This is a genomic window from Paenibacillus sp. FSL R10-2734 (genome assembly GCF_037963865.1).
Taxonomy (GTDB): Bacteria; Bacillota; Bacilli; order Paenibacillales; family Paenibacillaceae; genus Paenibacillus_AQ.
In genome coordinates this window covers 2,917,943-2,938,014 of sequence record NZ_CP150170.1, presented here as the reverse complement: position 1 = coordinate 2,938,014, position 20,072 = coordinate 2,917,943, and the positions used below count along the sequence as shown (strand labels likewise).

General features: G+C 44.9%; 20 protein-coding genes. All 20 read right to left on the bottom strand.

The window, feature by feature from the left end:
- Window positions 1–87: 87 nt before the first annotated feature.
- The 20 genes from NSS67_RS12780 to NSS67_RS12685 all read right to left on the bottom strand — a co-directional run bounded on the left by NSS67_RS12780 (window position 88) and on the right by NSS67_RS12685 (window position 20,070).
- On the bottom strand, window positions 88–1,170 hold the full coding sequence (locus NSS67_RS12780; protein WP_339319875.1) for a hypothetical protein: 1,083 nt from the start codon (window positions 1,168–1,170) through the stop codon (window positions 88–90).
- A gap of 89 nt (window positions 1,171–1,259) precedes the next feature.
- Window positions 1,260–1,847 (bottom strand): histidine phosphatase family protein, encoded by a 588-nt coding sequence (locus tag NSS67_RS12775; protein ID WP_339319874.1) that lies wholly within the window; start codon window positions 1,845–1,847, stop codon window positions 1,260–1,262.
- A 181-nt stretch (window positions 1,848–2,028) separates the two neighbouring features.
- Entirely contained in the window at window positions 2,029–2,619 is a 591-nt protein-coding gene (locus NSS67_RS12770) for a hypothetical protein (protein ID WP_339319873.1), read from the bottom strand.
- A gap of 5 nt (window positions 2,620–2,624) precedes the next feature.
- Complete coding sequence (locus tag NSS67_RS12765) at window positions 2,625–3,212, bottom strand: sigma-70 family RNA polymerase sigma factor (RefSeq protein ID WP_313639728.1); 588 nt, start codon at window positions 3,210–3,212, stop codon at window positions 2,625–2,627.
- A 659-nt stretch (window positions 3,213–3,871) separates the two neighbouring features.
- Entirely contained in the window at window positions 3,872–4,966 is a 1,095-nt protein-coding gene (locus NSS67_RS12760) for a prephenate dehydrogenase (protein ID WP_339319872.1), read from the bottom strand.
- 48 nt (window positions 4,967–5,014) lie between these two features.
- On the bottom strand, window positions 5,015–6,112 hold the full coding sequence (hisC, locus tag NSS67_RS12755) for a histidinol-phosphate transaminase (RefSeq protein ID WP_339319871.1): 1,098 nt from the start codon (window positions 6,110–6,112) through the stop codon (window positions 5,015–5,017).
- A 59-nt stretch (window positions 6,113–6,171) separates the two neighbouring features.
- Window positions 6,172–6,996: a tryptophan synthase subunit alpha gene (trpA, locus tag NSS67_RS12750; RefSeq protein WP_339319870.1), complete on the bottom strand. Its 825-nt coding sequence runs from the start codon at window positions 6,994–6,996 to the stop codon at window positions 6,172–6,174.
- Entirely contained in the window at window positions 6,993–8,192 is a 1,200-nt protein-coding gene (gene trpB / locus NSS67_RS12745; RefSeq protein WP_339319869.1) for a tryptophan synthase subunit beta, read from the bottom strand. The genes trpA and trpB overlap by 4 nt, the downstream gene beginning before the upstream one ends.
- On the bottom strand, window positions 8,189–8,866 hold the full coding sequence (locus NSS67_RS12740; protein ID WP_339319868.1) for a phosphoribosylanthranilate isomerase: 678 nt from the start codon (window positions 8,864–8,866) through the stop codon (window positions 8,189–8,191). Before NSS67_RS12740 ends, trpB begins: the two co-directional genes overlap by 4 nt.
- Complete coding sequence (gene trpC / locus NSS67_RS12735; protein ID WP_339319867.1) at window positions 8,859–9,689, bottom strand: indole-3-glycerol phosphate synthase TrpC; 831 nt, start codon at window positions 9,687–9,689, stop codon at window positions 8,859–8,861. Before trpC ends, NSS67_RS12740 begins: the two co-directional genes overlap by 8 nt.
- Window positions 9,679–10,719 carry an anthranilate phosphoribosyltransferase gene (gene trpD / locus NSS67_RS12730; protein ID WP_339319866.1) on the bottom strand — a complete coding sequence of 347 codons (1,041 nt, stop codon included), beginning with the start codon at window positions 10,717–10,719 and terminating at the stop codon, window positions 9,679–9,681. The genes trpC and trpD overlap by 11 nt, the downstream gene beginning before the upstream one ends.
- A gap of 39 nt (window positions 10,720–10,758) precedes the next feature.
- Window positions 10,759–12,324, bottom strand: coding sequence for an anthranilate synthase component I (trpE, locus tag NSS67_RS12725; protein ID WP_339319865.1), 1,566 nt, complete (start codon window positions 12,322–12,324; stop codon window positions 10,759–10,761).
- Between the two features lie 433 nt (window positions 12,325–12,757).
- A complete protein-coding gene (gene aroH, locus NSS67_RS12720; RefSeq protein ID WP_339319864.1) occupies window positions 12,758–13,132 on the bottom strand; it encodes a chorismate mutase in 375 nt (124 codons plus the stop codon).
- The gene (gene aroB / locus NSS67_RS12715) at window positions 13,126–14,229 is read right to left on the bottom strand and encodes a 3-dehydroquinate synthase (protein ID WP_339319863.1); all 1,104 of its coding nucleotides are present in this window, start codon (window positions 14,227–14,229) and stop codon (window positions 13,126–13,128) included. The genes aroH and aroB overlap by 7 nt, the downstream gene beginning before the upstream one ends.
- Before the next feature lie 2 nt (window positions 14,230–14,231).
- Window positions 14,232–15,401 carry a chorismate synthase gene (aroC, locus tag NSS67_RS12710; protein ID WP_339319862.1) on the bottom strand — a complete coding sequence of 390 codons (1,170 nt, stop codon included), beginning with the start codon at window positions 15,399–15,401 and terminating at the stop codon, window positions 14,232–14,234.
- A 1,199-nt stretch (window positions 15,402–16,600) separates the two neighbouring features.
- On the bottom strand, window positions 16,601–16,762 hold the full coding sequence (locus NSS67_RS12705; RefSeq protein ID WP_339319861.1) for a hypothetical protein: 162 nt from the start codon (window positions 16,760–16,762) through the stop codon (window positions 16,601–16,603).
- Between the two features lie 106 nt (window positions 16,763–16,868).
- The gene (locus NSS67_RS12700) at window positions 16,869–17,672 is read right to left on the bottom strand and encodes a protein-glutamate O-methyltransferase CheR (RefSeq protein WP_339319860.1); all 804 of its coding nucleotides are present in this window, start codon (window positions 17,670–17,672) and stop codon (window positions 16,869–16,871) included.
- Window positions 17,673–17,699: 27 nt separating this feature from the next.
- Window positions 17,700–18,143 carry a nucleoside-diphosphate kinase gene (ndk, locus tag NSS67_RS12695; protein WP_339319859.1) on the bottom strand — a complete coding sequence of 148 codons (444 nt, stop codon included), beginning with the start codon at window positions 18,141–18,143 and terminating at the stop codon, window positions 17,700–17,702.
- Between the two features lie 101 nt (window positions 18,144–18,244).
- A complete protein-coding gene (locus NSS67_RS12690; protein WP_339319858.1) occupies window positions 18,245–19,213 on the bottom strand; it encodes a polyprenyl synthetase family protein in 969 nt (322 codons plus the stop codon).
- On the bottom strand, window positions 19,210–20,070 hold the full coding sequence (locus NSS67_RS12685; protein ID WP_339319857.1) for a menaquinone biosynthesis protein: 861 nt from the start codon (window positions 20,068–20,070) through the stop codon (window positions 19,210–19,212). Before NSS67_RS12685 ends, NSS67_RS12690 begins: the two co-directional genes overlap by 4 nt.
- Between the last annotated feature and the right edge of the window lie 2 nt (window positions 20,071–20,072).

The window sequence follows — 20,072 nt, the reverse complement described above, 5'->3', positions numbered from 1 at the left end:
TCCTCTATTGTGCCCATCTGCAACCTAACGAAGACTTCATATGCGTATGTAATCCCCATAAGCATTTACTTGTATGCCTCATCACTACTATAGATGCTTAGGCACGGCTATCTCCATCCCCCACGGCGTCATCATCACAGCAAGTCCAGCAGAGGTCTCGCCTAATTTAAGCATCCCAAGGTGCACCATCATCCGAATAATACGTTGCTCCAGAATCGAAGCAGCATTATCATAATAGAACGGTTTAATTAGCCACCCCACACCATCCACTAATGAAGGTACGCTCACCCAATTCCCTGCACCGATGCTTACCCAATACACAAGTGAAGGTAGGTTTGGCACAGCCCCTTTATATAGCTTTAACCAAAAAGAGAATATCTGCATCAATGAATCGCATTTCCCATCGGTCAAGACAGCCTCACCCGTCGCTGTAAGCCTTAGCTGAAAGCCTTCTTCAGTGATCCAGCGGCGGTGACGAACATAATCATACAGGAGTGCTAATCTTGGTGGATAATGCTCACATGCCCTACCATAACCAAACCTCCAGCCTCCCTTGCTAAGAAGCTCCTCCGGAATATGAAGTGCATTCATCACGCCTTGCTGATACCGCTTATACATTGCCCCTTCCTGATTTAGCTCTGGCTCATTTTCTTTAATATATCTCAGAAGCATAACCAGATCGCTTGTCAACAATTCCCCTTCATTTCGATACACGGCTGGTTCAGAGCTAATCGTGATCTTATCTTTGATATTTGCGCTCATTGTCTCACGAAAGCGCTCTTTCAAATCTTTGGGCACTTGGAACAAGTATCTGGTTTGCTGGGAGGAGCCACTAAAGAGCCAGCCTCCACTTTTGAAACGAGAAACCATCTCCCGGAAGCCTCCGCTCTTTCCTTCAGGAGCATCAAAAGAAGCCTGCCTAGCTACAGCCAACAAATCTTCTAGACTAAAGTGACTGCGTTCATCAAAAAGTAATGTATTCAGAAACCGCAGATCCTCCGGAGCACATTCCCGGATATGAGACTCCATAAAACTTCTACTTCCAAGCATAATCAAAATACTCTGGATCAAGTCATGTTTGGAATTCTGCTTGCATTCACACCGGTAGCGTCCCGCTATGGCGGTCAGCTGTCCAATATCTGCATAAGTGAGCATATCCGCCAGATTCATATTTTATCGCCTCACCGTTTTACTACCATTATGGGAATTACAGCCCATTTTATTCCCCTTGGCGCAAAAAAAATAACCCGATGCACGGGTTAATGCTGATTTTGCAGGATATGGCGAGTACAATTATATAAAATAGGGTTCCAATCCCGTTCATTCTTCTCCAAAATTGTTAGGGATAGATTGCCAATTCGCTCAGAATACTTATCCTTGTAAAGTGCAGTATACAGTTGAGCAAGGAAGCCCCCATGAGAAATGACTAGAATGTTCCGATTGGGATGCTTCGCAGAAATATCTTCCATAAAAGCAAGTGCACGAGCCTGAAGCTGTTCATCGGTTTCTTGACCAAGTGAGAGCTGACTCCATTCCTTCCCCCACTTCTCTTCACGCTCAGCAGCAGTAAGCCCCTCTACTTGTCCGTAGGCACGCTCCCGGATACGATTATCAGGATCTAGCAGCGGTATACTTAACTTATCAGCGATAATTTTGCCTGTCTCAGCGGCGCGGGAAAGGTTACTTGTAATGCAGTAATCCCAGCGATACGGTTCTTGTAATAAGCGGTCAGCAAGCATCGCAGCTTGCATTCGTCCTTCATCATTAAGCGGAATATCACTTTGCCCCTGTATCTTACCAATTGCATTCCAGTCCGTCAGTCCATGGCGTATCAAGCCGATTAGCATATTGCCTCCCCCTTTTCTCTCAAGTATTTGTTTCTTAATGTAACATGGATGAAAATAAAAGTCTTCTTTTTATATGTATTAGAATGCAAAAAAGCCCCTAATAACTTTACTTAAAGGGACTTCTACAACGTTCTTAACACTATTATATACTGCAACAGCTAAGTCATACGTCAATACGTCTTTATGATCTGCGAAAGCGATTCAGCCGGGTTAGTGAAAATACTGCAAAGCCCACGCCAAGCATGGATAACATCATCCAATATTGTGGGTGAGTAGGTCCCATATTCACTACAAGCGGTTCAATAATCCCGCCTTCAGAGCCTAAAATGGGATAAGTGGATGTCCATTCCATAGAACCGGCAATACCAGTCTCTACAATTCCACTTTGAGCCACCGTGATATTAGCAGGTGTTCTAAACATAGTAAAATAAAGAACACTGGACAGAAATACCGCCAGAAAGCACGCGATCCAGAGACTAAGCCGATGGCGAACAATGGCAGATGTCCCTGCAGATTTTCCATCCCCTGGCATCAACCAAGGACTCTCTAGATAAATCCGCTCCATAACTTTAACGTTTATGACCTCTGCACGTTCTTCACTAATCTCTGCCTTCAAATCTTGCATAAGCTGACTACTCTCTTGCCACAAAGACCATTCAGCAGCGCAGTAAGGACAAGTTACAATATGTCTTTCAAGCAAAATCCGCCTAGGATGTGTGGGGGGAGCGTCCCACAAGAGCGGAATACATTCTTGCGCTTCCCTGCAATTCATTCGCCTTACACCCTCTCAACCTGCTCTTCAACTTCAGGCTCATTGAAATAGGATTCGAGTTGAAGCTTCACACTACTCCTGGCACGAAACAACAATGATTTCACGGAGCTTACACTCTGATCCAAAATTTCTGCAATTTCTTGATAGTCCATTTGATCGTACTCACGCAGGATTAGCGCAGAGCGTTGTTTCTCCGGAAGATTATTAATTGCCTCACGGACCAAGTTCATCCGCTCTTTACGCAATGCAGCCTGCTCAGGTGCTACTTCAAGCGGTGCCACAGGAGTATATCCACTCTCTTCTAGGGATACATTTCCAGCACGATTCTTACGCAGCTCACTTAGCACAGTATTACGAGCAATAGTATACAACCATGTTGAAAAGGACGCATCTACCTCTCGAAAGGAATGCAAGCTACGGAATGCCTTGTAGAAAGTCTCCGAACAAAGGTCCTCTGCAATTAGCTCCATTTGTGAGTTTCTAAGCATATGGTATACAAATGCCAATATTTTCCGCTGATAACGACGCATTAATTCTGAATATAATTCTGTGTTTCCTTGTTTGATTTGCTGGATCAACTGGGAATCCGTCATGGTGAGATTGGCCCTCCTCGCCCTTGCACGTCTTTTCCCGTCCGGTCCGTACTTATTATTACCGGGTTGGGCTTTAAAAGTTGCGGTGTTTACTGCAAATTTTTAGTTTTTTATGAAATACACCTATGTATATTCAAGCACCTTATAAATAAGGCGTAACGATTGTGATGAATATAAAAAGAAAAGAGGCATACTTCTATGCGTGCATAAAATTAGAAACGAATCTAGAAATATACCTGCTCTATTGTATCACAGATTCTCATAGGATGACATTAATAGACTTCAGAGCAGTAATCTCGTCAGCAAGACCTGACAACAGATTATAAACGAATATTAGCTCCAACAATAAGACTTTGATCACTTTAATATGACTTTAATCTCTTTTTAATAAACTATTGACAAAATGTAAACGGATACATATAATAAAAGTACAGTATGGTTTCTCTCCACTCCTATCCAAATACTACACGGTTCCAATTTATTGTGAACTGTAGCCGCTTACTTTGTAAGCGGTCTTTTTTTTGCCTTGTAAGCGCTATATTCCCCATAGTCATTAATACCCCCTTCTGCATCCACTTGAAGCAGTAGCTGTTCTCAGCGTTGTGCTTTTTTTCAAATCCCATAACAAAAAAGCCCCTCCGTATTGGAAGGGCTGCTTACTATACATAAACCGTATAATCGTGCTCCTGCAGCAGAATTTTGGCTCGCTCCATATCGTTCTCCTGCCGGAACGAGAGACGCATAATACCCGGCACATCTTCACGGCTCTCGATAATTTGTACGTTGCTAAGGTTAATTCCTTGATCCCCCAGCTCTGTTGCAATACGACCGATAATACCCGGATGATCCGGCACATCAATATGTAGATCAAATAAAGGCGCTATCATACCTTTACGCCGTTCAGGTAACTGACTGCGGAAACCATTCGCTTGTTGGAAGGCTTCTTCAATCCCTACACCATCTTCATTTTCCAGTAAGTGAACAAAAGAAGATACTTCTTCATTCCAATCCTTCAATAAACGAAGCATCACTGAACGATTATTCAGTAGGATGTCACGCCAAATAATAGGATCGCTTGACGCTATCCGAGTGATATCCCGAAATCCTCCAGCGGCTAGCGTACTGTACAAGGAGTCGTTATCATCATAGGCGCGAATCTGATTTACCAGAGCAACAGCAATAATATGTGGCAAATGACTAATGGCACCTACAATCTCATCATGACGTTCTGGATTAAGGCGTACAATCTGCGCTCTTGTATGGTGTAGTAAGGACTCCAGTGCATGATAGGCCTCGTCTGGCACTCCAGGAGGAGGCGTTAACACGTAATACGCATTTTCAAACAGTAGGGATGAAGCTGCCTCAACACCTGACCGCTCTGAGCCTGCCATTGGGTGTCCGCCGATAAAATGTACTCCAGGAATATCTAAAGAGACCGCACATGCGGCAATGCTAGCTTTCGTACTTCCCACATCTGTAATAATGCAGCCGGGTTTTAGGGGCAAATTGCTTAACTGCTGCAGATAATCCTCTAACATCCCTACCGGTACACACAAAAAAATGAAATCAGCATCAAGTGCTGCTTCTTCAACAGAAAGCGTGGCATGATCTACCACACCTCTGCTTATATATTTATTCGCGGATTCAGGACGGTGGGCATGTCCTACGACGGTCAGGCCCTCCTTGCCTTTAAAGCAAAGGGCCAGTGAGCCTCCGATCAGACCGACACCGAATATAGCTATTTTTGTCGTCATGTTCTTTGAACTACCTGCCTTTTTTAGTCTAGTCTTGCTGTTTATTACCTAAGCGCGCACACCATACTCTATAAGCGTTTGTTCCAAAGCGGTTATAAAAGCTGAGTTCTGCTCTGCTGATCCTACAGTGGCACGAATATAAGTTGGGTAAATACGGTGGCCAGCTCGCACAATGATTCCTTTACGCATCAAAGCATCGAAGACCTCAGTTGCAGGCTTACGAACATCTACCATAATGAAGTTCCCGTGTGCAGGGAAAGATTCTAGGCCCAGACGTTTGAATTCACCTTGCAATTGAAGAATACCCGCGCTATTAAGACGACGGCATTCCTGCACATAGTCTTGGTCATTCAAGGCAGCAAGAGCCGCCGCTTGAGCAAGGCGTGAGGTATTGAAAGGCTCACGTACCTTGTTGATCAATGAAATAATCTCAGGACTCGCAACGCCGTAACCAATACGCAGTGCAGCCAAGCCATAAATTTTGGAGAATGTGCGAAGCACAACCAGATTCGTATAACGATTCAATAATTCGATGCCGTTTGAGTAAGAAAGATCGGTTACGTATTCACAGTATGCTTCATCAAGGACAACCATCACATTCGAAGGTACAGCATCTAGGAAAGAAACCAAAGCTTCCTCCGGTACAATCGTACCTGTTGGATTATTCGGATTACAGATCCAGATCACCTTAGTGCGATCCGTTATACGGGCCAACATCCCATCCAAATCATGTGTACCATTTACAAGTGGTACCTCAATAGATACAGCACTCTCGATATCTGCGTTACTCTTATACACAGAGAAGGTCTGGTCAGCCATGATTGTCTCATCACCTGGCAAGAAGAAGGCGCGAGCAATAAGTGCAATAATCTCATCAGAGCCACAGCCAAAAATAATATTGTCGCTATTCACACCAAGACGACTGGCAAGTGCTGCCGTTAACTCAACAGCCGAGCCGTCTGGATAAAGATACAGATTCTCAAGCTCTGCTAGAATAGCTTCTTTAGCGCTCGGAGAAGCTCCATACGGGTTCTCATTGGATGCAAGCTTAATAACCTCACTTAAGCCAAGCTCCTTCTTGACTTCGTCTATAGGTTTCCCTGGTTTGTAGACAGGGAGATTAACTATATTCGGTTTTGGATTCATGAATAGTCCTCGCTCTCCATAGTTGATTACTCCACTATACACAGGTCAGAATGACACTGTTATGGTCTTTTTAATTGTGCCACAAATTCTCGAATTTGCAACAGTCCCTCATTCCGCGTGGCAGGATGATCGAGCAGCGGAATTACATCTTCTATTTTGCGAACAATGGCACTGCCTACTACAACACCATCGCAAATCTGAGCAAAGCGGGCAACCTGTTCGCCAGTTGAAATACCAAATCCAACCGCTACTGGTAGATCAGTTGCTTGACGTACAGAATTAATAAACGCTTCTACATCAGCATGAAAAGTGGATCGTTCTCCTGTCACACCTAATGAGGATACACAATAGATAAACCCACTAGCACCTGAGACAATCTTCGCAATACGTTCGCTTGAGGTCGGAGCAACTAATGGGATGAGGTTAACTCCAACTTCACTGCTGCGTCGACGCATTTCCTCTGATTCCTCGACAGGGAGATCTGGTATAATAAGTCCACTAATCTCATGAGCGTTCAGTTCAGCGAAGAATGTGTCGAGCCCCATTTGCAGGATAGGATTGTAATAGGAAAATAAAATAAATGGCATACTGCTTCCGGCTTGACGAGCTTTTAACGCGGTCTCCATGCAGGTACGCAGGTGAACTTCACCTCGTAGTGCCCGTGCAGACGCTCGCTGAATTACAGGGCCATCAGCAAGAGGATCGGAATAAGGAACCCCTAGCTCGAGAATATCTGCGCCAGCAATTTCTAGTTCGGCGATGATGGCAAGAGTAGTCTCCAGATCTGGATCTCCGACCGTCAGAAAAGGAATCAATGCCGTCCGTTCTTCCGCTTTAAGCTTCCGGAATACCAAATCCATCCGGTTTGTAGTTTCGGTTGTCATTCGTTTCCCTTCCCTTCTGTGTACGCCATGATGGATTCCACATCTTTGTCTCCCCGGCCTGACAGGCAGATAACAACAACATCATCTTTGGTAAGGGTCGGACCCAGCTTCACTACATGGGCTATCGCATGTGCCGACTCTAGCGCTGGAATAATGCCTTCCGTTACACAAAGTAGCTTCAGTGCATCTAGCGCCTCTGCATCTGTAATTGGGACATATTTTGCGCGTTCGATATCTTTTAGATAGGAGTGTTCAGGACCAACACCAGGATAATCCAAACCTGCGGAAATGGAGTGTGCCTCTGTTACTTGGCCATGCTCATCCTGCAGTAGATAGCTCATCGAGCCCTGGAATACGCCATGAGTCCCCTTACTCATCGTCGCCGCATGAAAAGGTGTGTCTATACCTTTGCCTGCTGCCTCAACACCAATCATACCGACATTCTCATCCTCCACGAACGGGTAGAACATGCCGATAGCATTACTACCGCCACCTACAGCAGCTACAAGCAGATCCGGCAGTCTTCCTTCAGCTTCCAGAATCTGGCGCCGCGTTTCATCACCAATCACCCGCTGGAAGTTACGAACCATCATCGGATAAGGATGTGGGCCTACGGCTGAACCGAGGATATAGAAAGTGTCCTCTACATTGCTAACCCAGTAGCGAAGTGCTTCGTTACCGGCATCTTTAAGGGTGCGCGATCCGGATGTAACAGGAATCACCTCTGCACCAAGCAGCTTCATACGGAATACGTTGAGGGCCTGGCGACGAGTATCCTCTTCTCCCATAAACACCTTACATTCCATCCCAAGTAGAGCTGCAACCGTAGCAGTAGCTACGCCATGCTGTCCAGCTCCAGTTTCAGCGATCACCTTGGTTTTACCCATCATTTTGGCCAGAATCCCCTGACCAATCGCATTGTTAATCTTATGAGCACCTGTATGATTCAAATCTTCACGCTTCAAATATATTTTAGCTTCTCCCAGATGCTTGCTTAGACGTTCCGCATAATACAGCGGGGTCTCACGTCCGGAATATTGCTTTAATAGATAATCTATTTCTTCTTGAAAAGCCGGGTCCGCCGAATACTTTCGATAGGCTTCCTCCAGCTCAATCAATGCAGTCATCAAAGTTTCGGGCACGAAGCGCCCTCCGAATGAACCGAAACGTCCATGCTGGTCCGGTACTTGTGTCATGATTGCTTCACCCTTTCCACAAAAGCTGTCATTTTAATAATATCTTTAATGCCTTCACTCTCTACCCCACTAGATACGTCTACTCCGTACGGAGCATAGGTATCTAGCAATTCTCCTACATTATTAGGATGAAGTCCTCCAGCCACAAACAACGGCAAACCAATTCGTAGCGCAATTTCCTGATAATCAGGCAATCTTTCCCAAGCAAATGTGCGCCCAGAGCCACCGCTCTGCTGAGGATCATAAGTATCTAATAAAACCGCATCCACGGAGCCTGCATATTGTTCCAATGAATATTCGTTATCTGCGTCATCACGCTCTTTATCAGCAATAGACAATGCCTTCCAAACCTGAACTTGTGGAAAAGCTTGCCGAACCGTCTGACAAAAGGCTGGACTTTCCTGCCCATGTAGCTGAATGACATCTAGTGGCGCTACGGAAAGTAGTTCTCTCAGCTCATCCAGCTCAGGATTAACAAAAACCCCGGCAGCTTTAGGCTTTTCACTAGTCTTCCATTGTGGAAGCTCAGCAATCAGTTCGGCAGCACGCTCCAGAGTGACCCTGCGACGACTAGGCGCAAATACAAATCCAATATAATCTAGTGGTAAGTGTACCATAGATTTTAGCACTTCAACGTCCTGAAGTCCACAGATTTTTACCAATGTCTCAGCCATGCTGGACACGGTCCTTTCCATTTGGAAGGACGCCTAGCAAGTTGTTTACCGCATCTTCCACGTCAGCCTGGCGCATGAGATACTCCCCTACAAGTACTCCATGAGCACCTGTCGTTCTTAGGTAGTCAATATCACTTGGCCCTGCGATTCCACTTTCACTGATCACGGGAACGCCTTGAGGTACGAGGGCTGCCAGCTCTGCTGTTGTTTCCAAGGATGTCTCAAAGGTACGAAGATTACGATTATTAATTCCTAGCAGTACATTAGAATGATTGATCTTGTCTGTGCTTAATACAACCGCAAGCTCATTTCGGTCATGAACTTCAATCAACACATCCATTCCAAGCTCTGTAGCTATTTCTATAAAATAAGACAGTTTATCCGGCGTTAATATAGCTACGATCAACAACACCGCATCTGCTCCGAGAAGACGAGCTTCGTAGATCTGTTTCTCATCGATAATAAAATCTTTGCGAAGCAGCGGTAGATTTACGGCTTCCTTCACTTGCTGCAGGTAAGCAGCGCTGCCTTGGAAATAATCCTTATCTGTTAGAACTGATAAACAGTCAGCGCCTCCCGCTTCATAACCTTTTGCAATGGAAACAGGATCAAAATCTTCACGGATCAACCCTTTAGAAGGGGAAGCCTTCTTCACCTCAGCGATCAAGCCCATATCCCTGTTCTTCCCTTGGGTCAGAGCTTTACGAAAACCTCTAGTCTGTGGGAGTGCTGCTATATCACGTTCAGCTTGGGCCAGAGAAAAGCTATCACTGAGCGCCTCCACCTCTTTAATCTTGGTAGCTATAATTTTATCAAGATACATAATTAAGCTCCTCCGTCATCACAACAAGCTGTTCTAGCTTGGATAATGCCTTGCCTGAATCCACTACTTCTTTAGCTTTCTCGACGCCACCAGCCAAGGTATCTGCCAGACCTGCAACATATACACATGCTCCTGCATTAGCTAAAACGATATCCCGATAAGGAGTGATCTCACCTTGGAGCACAGAGGTAATAATTGCTGCATTCTCAGCTGCATCTCCACCAAGAACAGCTTCAAGCGGGTGTCTGTTAAGACCCAATCTCTCCGGAGTGATTTCATAAGTGGTCACAATACCCTCTTTTAACTCCGACACTAATGTAGGGGCTGAGATGCTGATTTCGTCAAGGCCATCATAACTGCTTACAACCATTGCGCGTTTGGAACCCAGCTCCTTCAGTACATTCGCCACTGTCTCCGTCTTATTCCGGTCATAAATCCCTAGCAATTGACGATCCGCTCCTGCTGGATTCGTAAGCGGGCCTAGCATATTGAAAACTGTACGCACACCAAGCTCTTTACGAGGAGCTGCAGCATGCCGCATCGAGGGATGATAAATTTGTGCGAATAAAAAACAAATTCCGATACGATCCAGACATTCCCGGGCCTGCTCAGCATTCAGATGAATGTTAACGCCTAGGGCTTCAAGAACATCAGCACTTCCCGCTCTACCGGAAGCAGAGCGGTTGCCATGCTTTGCAACTCTTACTGAAGCCGCTGAGGAAATAATCGCTGAGGCGGTTGAAATATTAAATTTATGGATGCCGGAACCGCCAGTACCAGCGGTATCTAACAAACGTGCGCGGTCAGTGAGTACGGATGTGCCGAAACCTCTCATGGCTTCCGCAAAACCCGTAATCTCCTCCACGGTTTCTCCCTTAATCCGTAAAGCAGTCAGCAATGAACCGATTTGCGCATGTGAAGCATCTCCAAGCATTATAGCACCCATTATATCCCGTGCTTCAGTACGTGTCAGATTCTTGCCTTCGATCAGTCCGGCGATTCCTGATTGTATCAATTTCGCTCTATCCATAATATTCTTCCTCCCAGCCTTAATGAGTTACTATATAAATCAAACCACTTGTTCAGGGGTATATTCGTACATATAATCTTGGTTGATGACTTGTTTCTCTTTCACTTCGGATGGAAACATAGCTTCTGCCATACGAATGGCCTTCAGCATGCCCTTCGCTTTATTCACGGTCTCCTCGTATTCTTTCTCAGGAACCGAGTCCCAAACGATCCCTGCCCCGGCCTGCACGTACGCACGACCTTTTCGAAAGATAATGGTACGAATGGTGATACAAGAATCCATGTTTCCTGAGAACCCTAGGTATCCAATCGCTCCGGCATAAGCTCCCCGAGCTTCTCGTTCTAGCTCAGCTATTATCTCCATGGCCCGTAGCTTCGGAGCCCCAGAAACAGTTCCGGCTGGCAGACAGGAGAGAAATGCATCAAAGAAATCTTTATCCTCACTGAGCGTGCCCGACACATTCGATACCATGTGCATGACATGCGAGTATCTTTCAATCTCCATAAAGGAATCACACTTCACAGTTCCAAATTTGGAGACTCTCCCTAGATCATTACGACCTAGATCAACAAGCATCAGGTGCTCCGCCCGTTCTTTTTCATCTTCCAGGAGCTCCGCAGCAAACGCACGATCCGCAGCCTCACTTTCACCTCTTGGTCTTGTTCCAGCAATCGGCCGTGTCTCCACACGATTTCCATCCACCTTCACGAGCGCTTCCGGTGAGGTACCAACAATAATCTCCTCATCCATTTTTAAATAGTACATGTATGGTGACGGATTAAGCGTTCTAAGCATCCGGTATACATGCAATGGAGAAACTTCTGTTTCAATATGCAGACGCTGCGAAAGCACCACTTGAAAGATATCCCCGGAGCGAATGTATTCCTTCGCCTGTTCTACATTGTTGATGTACTGCTCTTTGGTTAGATTAGAATGAATCTCACCTAGTTCGATATCCTGCGGAATGCTGCGACGATTCACATTTTCCTTAGGACCTTCTTTTTGCAGATCCTCAGCCATCTCCTCCAGCTTACGACTCAAGCTTTCATAATTGGATCTGATGTCTGAATCTGTATCTCCATCTTTTACATGCAGGTTGCCAACAAGAAGAATCTGCTGCTTCACATGATCAAAAACAATGATGCGATCACAAAACATAAATCTTATATCATCCATTTTGAGATCATCCACAGGGTGCTGAGGTAGCTTCTCATAATATTGCAGTAGATCATATCCAAAAAATCCGATAGCCCCACCTGTAAATGGAGGCATCTCCTCCAGCTTAGGACTACGGTAGGAGCGTAATAACGCCTTAAGCTCCTCAATTGGCTTTCCGTGCAATTGCTTCTTCTCACCGCCGACTTCAACGTTAATTGCACCCTTTTTACCTGATATCATCAAAAAGGGATCGCTACCGATGAACGAATACCGGGCCCATTGTTTGCCACCCTCTACACTTTCAAGTAAGAACGCACGGTCACGTTCAGCGAAACGTTGGAATAACCGGATAGGTGTCTCCATATCAGCGAGCAGTCGCTTCACAACAGGAATCAGATTAAAATCCCGCGACAGCTTTACCACTTCTTGAACACTCGGATTCGTCATTTTTAGATGCCCCCTTAAATATATGAATGGTTCCGAAACACAGAAAAACCCTCTACCGAAGTAGAGGGTTTGTGTAAGTTAGTATATGTTTTTGAGCATTGATCAGCATAATTATGTAGTGTTAACAGACTTATCCTTAAATAAGATACATAACTGATGCCAAATAGCACTTCAGTCCATATCACAATAAAGACTCTGCTTACACAATACCTGCTAATCCAAGCATAAACGTCTTCGGCGTCCTTATAAGGACGGTAAAGCGTATATGCGAGAAATATAAGAATGTATAGAACATAACGTATACTTTCTTATATTTGCAAAAAATTCTGCACTCTGCTCAACTATACTCATCTCAACTAAACTAAACTCTTCTATACTCGGCTAATTACACTATACATGATGACAAGGGTCATTGACAACCCACAACTATAATTTAAGACTTGTTCTCTGATAAATCTGGACGCAGCTTCTGAGCCTCATTCAGATAAACATGGCGAATCTCACGTTGCGATTTATCCGTATTAATCTGTACCATCAACCGGATACACTTCGGTAAGCTACCTTTAACCGGGATCTCTGTTGAACACATGAGTGGAACCATTTCCCAGCCCTCAATCTCACGTATCGCTCTTGCAGGAAAAGTAGCATCCAGATCATTGGTCATCGTAATCCATACATTGCTTATATTCTCAGCTATAACATCATTGCGTTCTACGATTTCCCGTAGCAGTATAACGGTCTCGCGTAAAATCTCTGCCTCTTCGTTCTTAGTCACGGTTGTTGCTCCGCGAATCCCCCGGTTTACCACGGTCTTTCCTCCCTCTTTAGCTCCGCGAGAACCTCTCGCACAAGCGACTCCGGCACATCGTTCACAATGCTTACAGAGCCTATAGAATCAGGCACGATAAATGTCATCTTACCTTCTTTAAATTTCTTATCATGCATCATAGCTTCCATCAACTCATCCTCATCATATTCGGATGGGAGTCGTATCGGTAGTGATAGTGCGGACAACATAGTTACTGTATCTTCATAGATAGATGGATCCCGACCAAGCTTTGCAGCCAAAAGCGCAGAACCTGCCATGCCAATAGCAATCGCTTCTCCGTGTAAAAACACGCCGTACCCACCAACGGCTTCAATGGCATGTCCAATGGTATGTCCGAGATTGAGTATGGCCCGAAGTCCATGTTCACGCTCATCATTCGCCACTACCTCTGCCTTGATCGCACAGCCGCGTTCTAGTGCATAACCCAAAGCTTCGACATTCAAGCCTAGCAGTTCTTCGGCATGATCTCTACACCAATAGGCGAACTCTTTGTCGACTAGAAGACCGTGCTTTACTACTTCGGCCAGACCAGAAGTTACTTGACGCGGCGGAAGCGTGCGAAGGGTATCCAAATCATAGAGTACCATCGAAGGCTGATAGAAAGCCCCAATCATATTTTTGGCTAATGGATGATTCACCGCCACTTTACCACCTACACTACTATCGTGAGCTAGAATCGTCGTCGGAATTTGTAGAAATCCGATTCCGCGCATATAGGTTGCTGCTACAAATCCAGCTAAATCACCAACCACGCCGCCACCTAAAGCCAAAACTGCTGAATTACGGTCTAACCCTGCTTGAATCGCGGTAGTCATGACCTCTTCATACACAGTTAATGATTTAGAAGCTTCACCTGCCGGCATAATGTGACTGACCACAGTATAGCCATGTGAACGCAGAGCTTCCTCAAGAGCCGGCAAATACCGTGGTGCTACTTCACTATCACTCACAACTAACAGTGGACTACGATCCGAAAATCCCGCCTCAGCACAATAATGGGCAATGTCCTTAAGTAATCCACTTCCGATAAGGATAGGATACGAGCGGTCACCCAAATCTACATTAATCGTACGCATAATTAGTAGCTCTCCAGTTGAGATAGGTAGTTCTCATAGTTCGCTTTAATTTCTTCCAGTGAATCGCCACCGAATTTATCAAGAAAAGCTTTTGCAATTTCCCATGCCACTACGTTTTCCAGAACCACACATGCCGCAGGGACTGCACAAGCGTCCGAACGTTCTACTTGTGCTGTAAATGGTTCTTTCGTGTCGATATCCACACTTTGAAGCGGCTTATAGAGGGTAGGGATCGGCTTCATGACACCGCGAACTACAACAGGCATTCCGTTAGTCATACCACCTTCAAAACCACCTAAGCGGTTGCTTGCACGGTAGTAGCCTTGAGAAGCCTCGTACATAATCTCATCATGCACTTGCGATCCACGCAATTTGCCTGCCTCAAACCCAATCCCGATTTCAACACCCTTGAATGCATTAATCGACATTACCGCCCCAGCAATTGCCCCGTCAAGCTTCCGATCGGACTGTACATAGCTGCCAAGTCCAATTGGCAGTCCTTCGACGATACATTCAACGATTCCACCGATGGAGTCGCCTTCTTCCTTGATCTGATCTATGTAAGCCTCCATCTTCTGCTCCGTTTCTTTATCGACAACTCTGACAGAGGACTGTTCTGTCCGTTCAATCAGCTCATCGATAGGCAGATCGTTAGCAGGGGCTTCAATTTCACCGATGCGGATGACTTGTCCTGCTACTTTCACGCCAAAAGCTGCGAGCAGCTGTCTGGCTACAGCGCCACATGCAACTCTAGCTGCCGTTTCACGAGCACTGGAGCGCTCCAGAACGTTACGAAGATCCGTATGATTATACTTCAATCCGCCATTCAGGTCTGCATGGCCAGGACGTGGCCGATTTACCCGGCGTTTTTCTTCGTCACTGCCAGGAATAGGCTCGATGTTCATAATGTTCTTCCAGTGGGTCCAGTCTTTGTTCTCTACTACCAATGCTACCGGAGCACCTGTAGTATAGCCGTGACGCACTCCACCTACAATTTGCGCCGTATCTTTCTCAATCTGCATGCGACGTCCACGTCCATACCCTTTTTGGCGACGCTGCAATTGAAAATTAAGCTCTTCAAAATCCAATGTCAAATTACTTGGCAATCCCTCAATAATGGCCGTAAGCTGGGGCCCGTGCGTTTCCCCCGCTGTTAAATAGCGCAAACTCATGCTGCGTTCCCCCTTTTATACTTTTAAACTGTAAACCGCTAAAATCCGTATGATCTTTGCTCATTATAGTATAGGCAATCCTCTTTGACAAGAAAGGGATCTTCATAAAATGACTCCATTCGCAACAAAATGAACCGACTTTTTTTAAGAAAAATCTCACTTACGGCTCGATCCTTTAAAGATCCGGAGTAAATTCAACCGCTTCAGTGCGGGAAGGGGACGGATATGTTTTTCCACTCATATCCGTCCCCTTTTCTATTCTACTTGAGAGCTTTCTTCCACCTCAGGCATGTTCCAACGCGATCTTCAATTCGGCAGGTATATCCATGTATTCGATCATTGTGCTCAGGCTACATTACGTTGTCATCTTTTAAAGACGATAACCGTCCGACACACTCACACCTTCAACGATTAAATAGTTGCATTTTCTGCATCTATTGTAGCTGAATTTATTACGTCTCTTCTTTTAATTGCACTCTCTGCAGTTAAAAAACGATTTTTAGAGCTTTCGGAGCATGTTAGGTTGATGTAATTGCACAAACTGCAACTAAAGCGCCATATTCCCTAAAACTAATTAGTTTAAATGCACAAACTGCAACTATTCTCGTCTGAGCAATCCTTTAAATAAAAAAAATAATATAATTTTATTGCGACCAAATTTGCGTTCGGACACCAGTGCCCTTATCTGTAATAATTACGCTGTTTTGGGATACTAACGGACTCCAGTGCAGTTATATGACTGAAATGACATGATATTCCCCCTATTTATGATGAATAACGTCTCTCCAGTCCATAACTCGCTCCAAAAGGCTTAAAATGCGCATATAACTGCGTCTGAGTCCGTACCACACAAGCAAATAACCCATGGATTGTATACATTACGGAAATCTCTCTGAATTCTGGAGATTACTGCTCATCAGACTAATAATCAAGAAATTTCTCCATGTAACTCACCTAATGCAGCGATAAATCTGGTGCATTTCTATACCTCATTCTACTCATTTTAACTTTGTCCTCATGGGAAATTGAAATTGGTAAAATTTTCATTAAATTAAGGATTGCCATATCGTATAAGTTGTAATGACACCGACAAAAGGAAAAATTCCGCTGACAATCACCTTTTAAAAAGAAAAAGAAGCCATCCCTCAGTAAAAAATCTACTTTTGGGACAGCCCCTCCTCGGTTCGGTCCGGCGCTTATTAGCTGCCGATCCGCTGGCTTGTTGAAGGAAATGTAGACTTACGCTCTTCCAATTGCAGAAGGCGCTTCAATTGCATTTCTTCCACACCGAGAATTTGCCCGCACTCAACAACGGTGATAAAGCCTCGTTTGTACGCGGCAATGACCTTGCTTTTGTCCATCGGTTTAACGATCCTTTCGCTTAGCTTACAGATTCTACTAACCAGTATCACTAACTATAGCGAAAGTATACGTTAAAAAGTACTTTGATGAAGGAGCAAGAAGTAATTATTTTTTGCGATAGAAAAAGGTCTCCGTCGATTCAAAGCCAAATTGCGCTGGTGTAAAGATTTGCTCCGTGCTGCCCACAAACAAATATCCTCCAGGACGTAAACTAGCCGAGAACTTATGGTAAAGTTTATTCTTCGCTTCTTCAGTGAAATAGATCATTACATTACGGCAAATGATAAGATCATAGCCCTCGTCGAACTTGTCCAGCAGTAGATTCTGTTTGCGGAAATCTATGTTTTTCTTAAGCGTGTCACTAACTTTGAATAATGGACCTTCGGGTTTGAAATAACGAGCAGCAACATCCTTAGGCACATCCTTTAAAGAACGTTCCAGATACAGGCCTTGCTTCGCTTTGGAAAGAGCACCGTCGTCAATATCCGTAGCCAGAATGCCTGTCTGTCCCAATACATTCTTATCCGATAAAATCATAGCTAGTGTATAGGGTTCTTCTCCAGTGGAACATGCAGCGCTCCACAGCTTTAATCTGCGCCCAGATTGTTGTAAGTCAGGAAGAATGATATCTCGCAATACTTCCCACCGATTCGGATTCCGCCAGAACTCCGAGACATTAATCGTCATTCGGTCCAAAAACTCATAAAATAAATCCTTGTCCTTCATCATTGCTGCAAAAAAATCACTAAAGGTTTGATATCCATTCTTCACACGAAGAGTTGTTAAACGCCGCTTCATCTGCGCTTCCTTATATTGAGCCAGATCAATTCCGGTGCTTTGCTTAACATGATGAATAAACCCTATGTAATCTTGATCTACTGTTAATGCTGTGACATTACGATCAGACATGTTAATCCCCTACCTCCCGTCTGGCTCCTACATCCAGACTGCGATGTCTTTGTTATACAGATTCAGTTCATCTGGAGTAAAGAAATTAGCAATTTCTCGTTCAGCATTTTCAGGCGAGTCTGATCCATGAATCAAATTAAGTGGTGTATGGCTAGCAAAATCGCCTCGAATCGTACCCGGCAGGGCCTCTCCGACCTTCGTCTTACCAATAAGTGTACGGGATAAAGCCACAACATCATCACCTTCCCATACCATTGCAAACACCGGACCTGATGTTATGAAAGCGACCAACTCTGAAAAAAAGTCCTTACCAGCATGCTCCGCATAATGTCTTTTAGCTTGGTCTTCACTTACTGTAATCAGCTTTGCAGCGACCAGCTTAAAACCCTTATCTTCAAAGCGTGAAACAATACGCCCGATTAGTCCACGTTGTACTCCATCCGGTTTGACCATCAAATACGTCTTTTCCATAGAGGCACTCTCCAATTTCCCATTAGTTGGGTTGTTTTGACGCTATCTTAACAGAAACCGCGCTATCTGGAAACGTTTAATTTCATATTACCGCCAAATCTCTAATAAGCTCTTCCTGTTACAAAAAAGGCAATATCACGCAGATTACGCTTTGTCTTGTTGTTAGGCAGCTGATCTAGTGCCGCAAGTGCCTTCGCAATATAACGAGAAGCCAGCTCTTCGGAACGGGCAATACCGTCTCCAGAAAGAATAAGATCAATGGCACGTCCTACTGTACTGTGACCCTCGCGAATAGACTTCAACTCCTCAAGGAGTGACGCCCGCAATCTTTCATCTTCCAGACTATAAATGACTGGTAGTGTGATATTTCCCTGTCGCATATCGCTGCCTGGGGGTTTGCCAATTTGTTTCTCAGTGCCTGAAAGATCGAGTAAATCATCTCTAATCTGGAACGCCATACCGACGTTATAACCATAATTATAAAGTAGACGAGCTACCTCTGGATCTGCTTCAGCAGCAAGAGCCCCAAGCTGGCAGCTAACGGCAATCAGCAGCGCTGTTTTGCGGCGGATCCGCCGCAGGTAATGACGCACACTCTGCTCACTGTTGAAGAAGTCACGAATCTGCTCCATCTCACCTAACGACATTTCAATCATGGCCTTGGACAAAATCTGATGAATTCGCGGATTCTTCAGCTCGGTCGTCATCACCAGCGCTTTTGCATATATGTAGTCACCGGTGTACATGGCAATTTTATCGCCCCATTTGGCTTTTACAGTGAGTTCACCTCGGCGCAGTTCTGCATCGTCGATCACATCATCATGAACTAGTGATGCACTATGAATCAGTTCTAGCGGTATCGCCACACGCTTCAGTTTCTCTAGATCATACTTTCCAAATTTCCCACCCATCAAGACAAAAACGGGTCGCAATCTTTTGCCGCCAGCTTTTAATAAATGCAAGGAGGTCTCGGTTAGTAAATCGTCATCACCCTGAACGCTACGATACAACTCTTTTTCAATCTGATCCATGTCTCTATTCAGTAATCCGAATATTTGCAGTCGTTTCATTCCTTCACCCGTGTCAACAGTTTATGACTCCAAATCTCCATCTTCACTGCCTGCGGCAGCAGGCCCATCTCATAGGCATAGCGGAAATAGAGGTTCAGACCTTTCTGCTGCCTTTCTCCAAAATCATAGCATAAATTGCGGAAGTACCCTTCCCAATAAGACTTATTTCCTCCAATGGTTGTACAGGCTGCTAATACTATAGGATCTAAATCACTTAATCCCCGCAGTTTACTCTCAGCAAAAGCTTCGGCAATCTCCGCAATAGCTTCTGGTTTGTCCTCCGCAGCCTTTCGATTCACAGCCCAGACCGCAAAGGTCATCCCTAAACCCGTCCAGTCTTTCCAAAGCTCCGCCAGGTCCGTTACGATATAACCTTGATCCTGCCAAGAGGCCTTAATAGCATTGTCACCAATGAGTAAGCAGGCATCTGCTTGATGCATCATGGCATCCAAATCAGGGTTAGCGCTAATATATTCTGGTTGATTGCCAAAAGCTTTTTCCATTAAAATTTTCAGCAAGTTCACCGATGTTGCAGAAGTGTTCGTAACTGCTATCGTACCCGTACCTATCTGAGCAAGAGGCACCCGAGAAAAAAGAAATATTGACCTCACGGGACCGTCCGCACTTACCGATAAATCAGGCAACAGCAATAACTTATCATTAGCTTCAGCATATGCAAAAGAGGATAACGCACCCACATGAATACTTCCACGACTCATCCCCTGATTAAGAATGGCAGGTACTTCACTCACCATCTCTGCAGGATACTTCAGTGCAGAGGGATGAAAATTGTGAAATACCGGCCATGAGTTGGTATAGCTGATTTTACCGATGATGGTGTGGCTGTTATTGTCCATCC

What these genes read in the sequence shown, in the direction of transcription:
- NSS67_RS12780 (WP_339319875.1), bottom strand. Translation starts at nt 1,170, where the DNA reads ATGAATCTGGCGGATATGCTCACTTATGCAGATATTGGACAGCTGACC.
- NSS67_RS12775 (WP_339319874.1), bottom strand. Translation starts at nt 1,847, where the DNA reads ATGCTAATCGGCTTGATACGCCATGGACTGACGGACTGGAATGCAATT.
- NSS67_RS12770 (WP_339319873.1), bottom strand. Translation starts at nt 2,619, where the DNA reads ATGAATTGCAGGGAAGCGCAAGAATGTATTCCGCTCTTGTGGGACGCT.
- NSS67_RS12765 (WP_313639728.1), bottom strand. Translation starts at nt 3,212, where the DNA reads ATGACGGATTCCCAGTTGATCCAGCAAATCAAACAAGGAAACACAGAA.
- NSS67_RS12760 (WP_339319872.1), bottom strand. Translation starts at nt 4,966, where the DNA reads ATGACGACAAAAATAGCTATATTCGGTGTCGGTCTGATCGGAGGCTCA.
- hisC (WP_339319871.1), bottom strand. Translation starts at nt 6,112, where the DNA reads ATGAATCCAAAACCGAATATAGTTAATCTCCCTGTCTACAAACCAGGG.
- trpA (WP_339319870.1), bottom strand. Translation starts at nt 6,996, where the DNA reads ATGACAACCGAAACTACAAACCGGATGGATTTGGTATTCCGGAAGCTT.
- trpB (WP_339319869.1), bottom strand. Translation starts at nt 8,192, where the DNA reads ATGACACAAGTACCGGACCAGCATGGACGTTTCGGTTCATTCGGAGGG.
- NSS67_RS12740 (WP_339319868.1), bottom strand. Translation starts at nt 8,866, where the DNA reads ATGGCTGAGACATTGGTAAAAATCTGTGGACTTCAGGACGTTGAAGTG.
- trpC (WP_339319867.1), bottom strand. Translation starts at nt 9,689, where the DNA reads ATGTATCTTGATAAAATTATAGCTACCAAGATTAAAGAGGTGGAGGCG.
- trpD (WP_339319866.1), bottom strand. Translation starts at nt 10,719, where the DNA reads ATGGATAGAGCGAAATTGATACAATCAGGAATCGCCGGACTGATCGAA.
- trpE (WP_339319865.1), bottom strand. Translation starts at nt 12,324, where the DNA reads ATGACGAATCCGAGTGTTCAAGAAGTGGTAAAGCTGTCGCGGGATTTT.
- aroB (WP_339319863.1), bottom strand. Translation starts at nt 14,229, where the DNA reads ATGCGTACGATTAATGTAGATTTGGGTGACCGCTCGTATCCTATCCTT.
- aroC (WP_339319862.1), bottom strand. Translation starts at nt 15,401, where the DNA reads ATGAGTTTGCGCTATTTAACAGCGGGGGAAACGCACGGGCCCCAGCTT.
- NSS67_RS12705 (WP_339319861.1), bottom strand. Translation starts at nt 16,762, where the DNA reads ATGGACAAAAGCAAGGTCATTGCCGCGTACAAACGAGGCTTTATCACC.
- NSS67_RS12700 (WP_339319860.1), bottom strand. Translation starts at nt 17,672, where the DNA reads ATGTCTGATCGTAATGTCACAGCATTAACAGTAGATCAAGATTACATA.
- ndk (WP_339319859.1), bottom strand. Translation starts at nt 18,143, where the DNA reads ATGGAAAAGACGTATTTGATGGTCAAACCGGATGGAGTACAACGTGGA.
- NSS67_RS12690 (WP_339319858.1), bottom strand. Translation starts at nt 19,213, where the DNA reads ATGAAACGACTGCAAATATTCGGATTACTGAATAGAGACATGGATCAG.
- NSS67_RS12685 (WP_339319857.1), bottom strand. Translation starts at nt 20,070, where the DNA reads ATGGACAATAACAGCCACACCATCATCGGTAAAATCAGCTATACCAAC.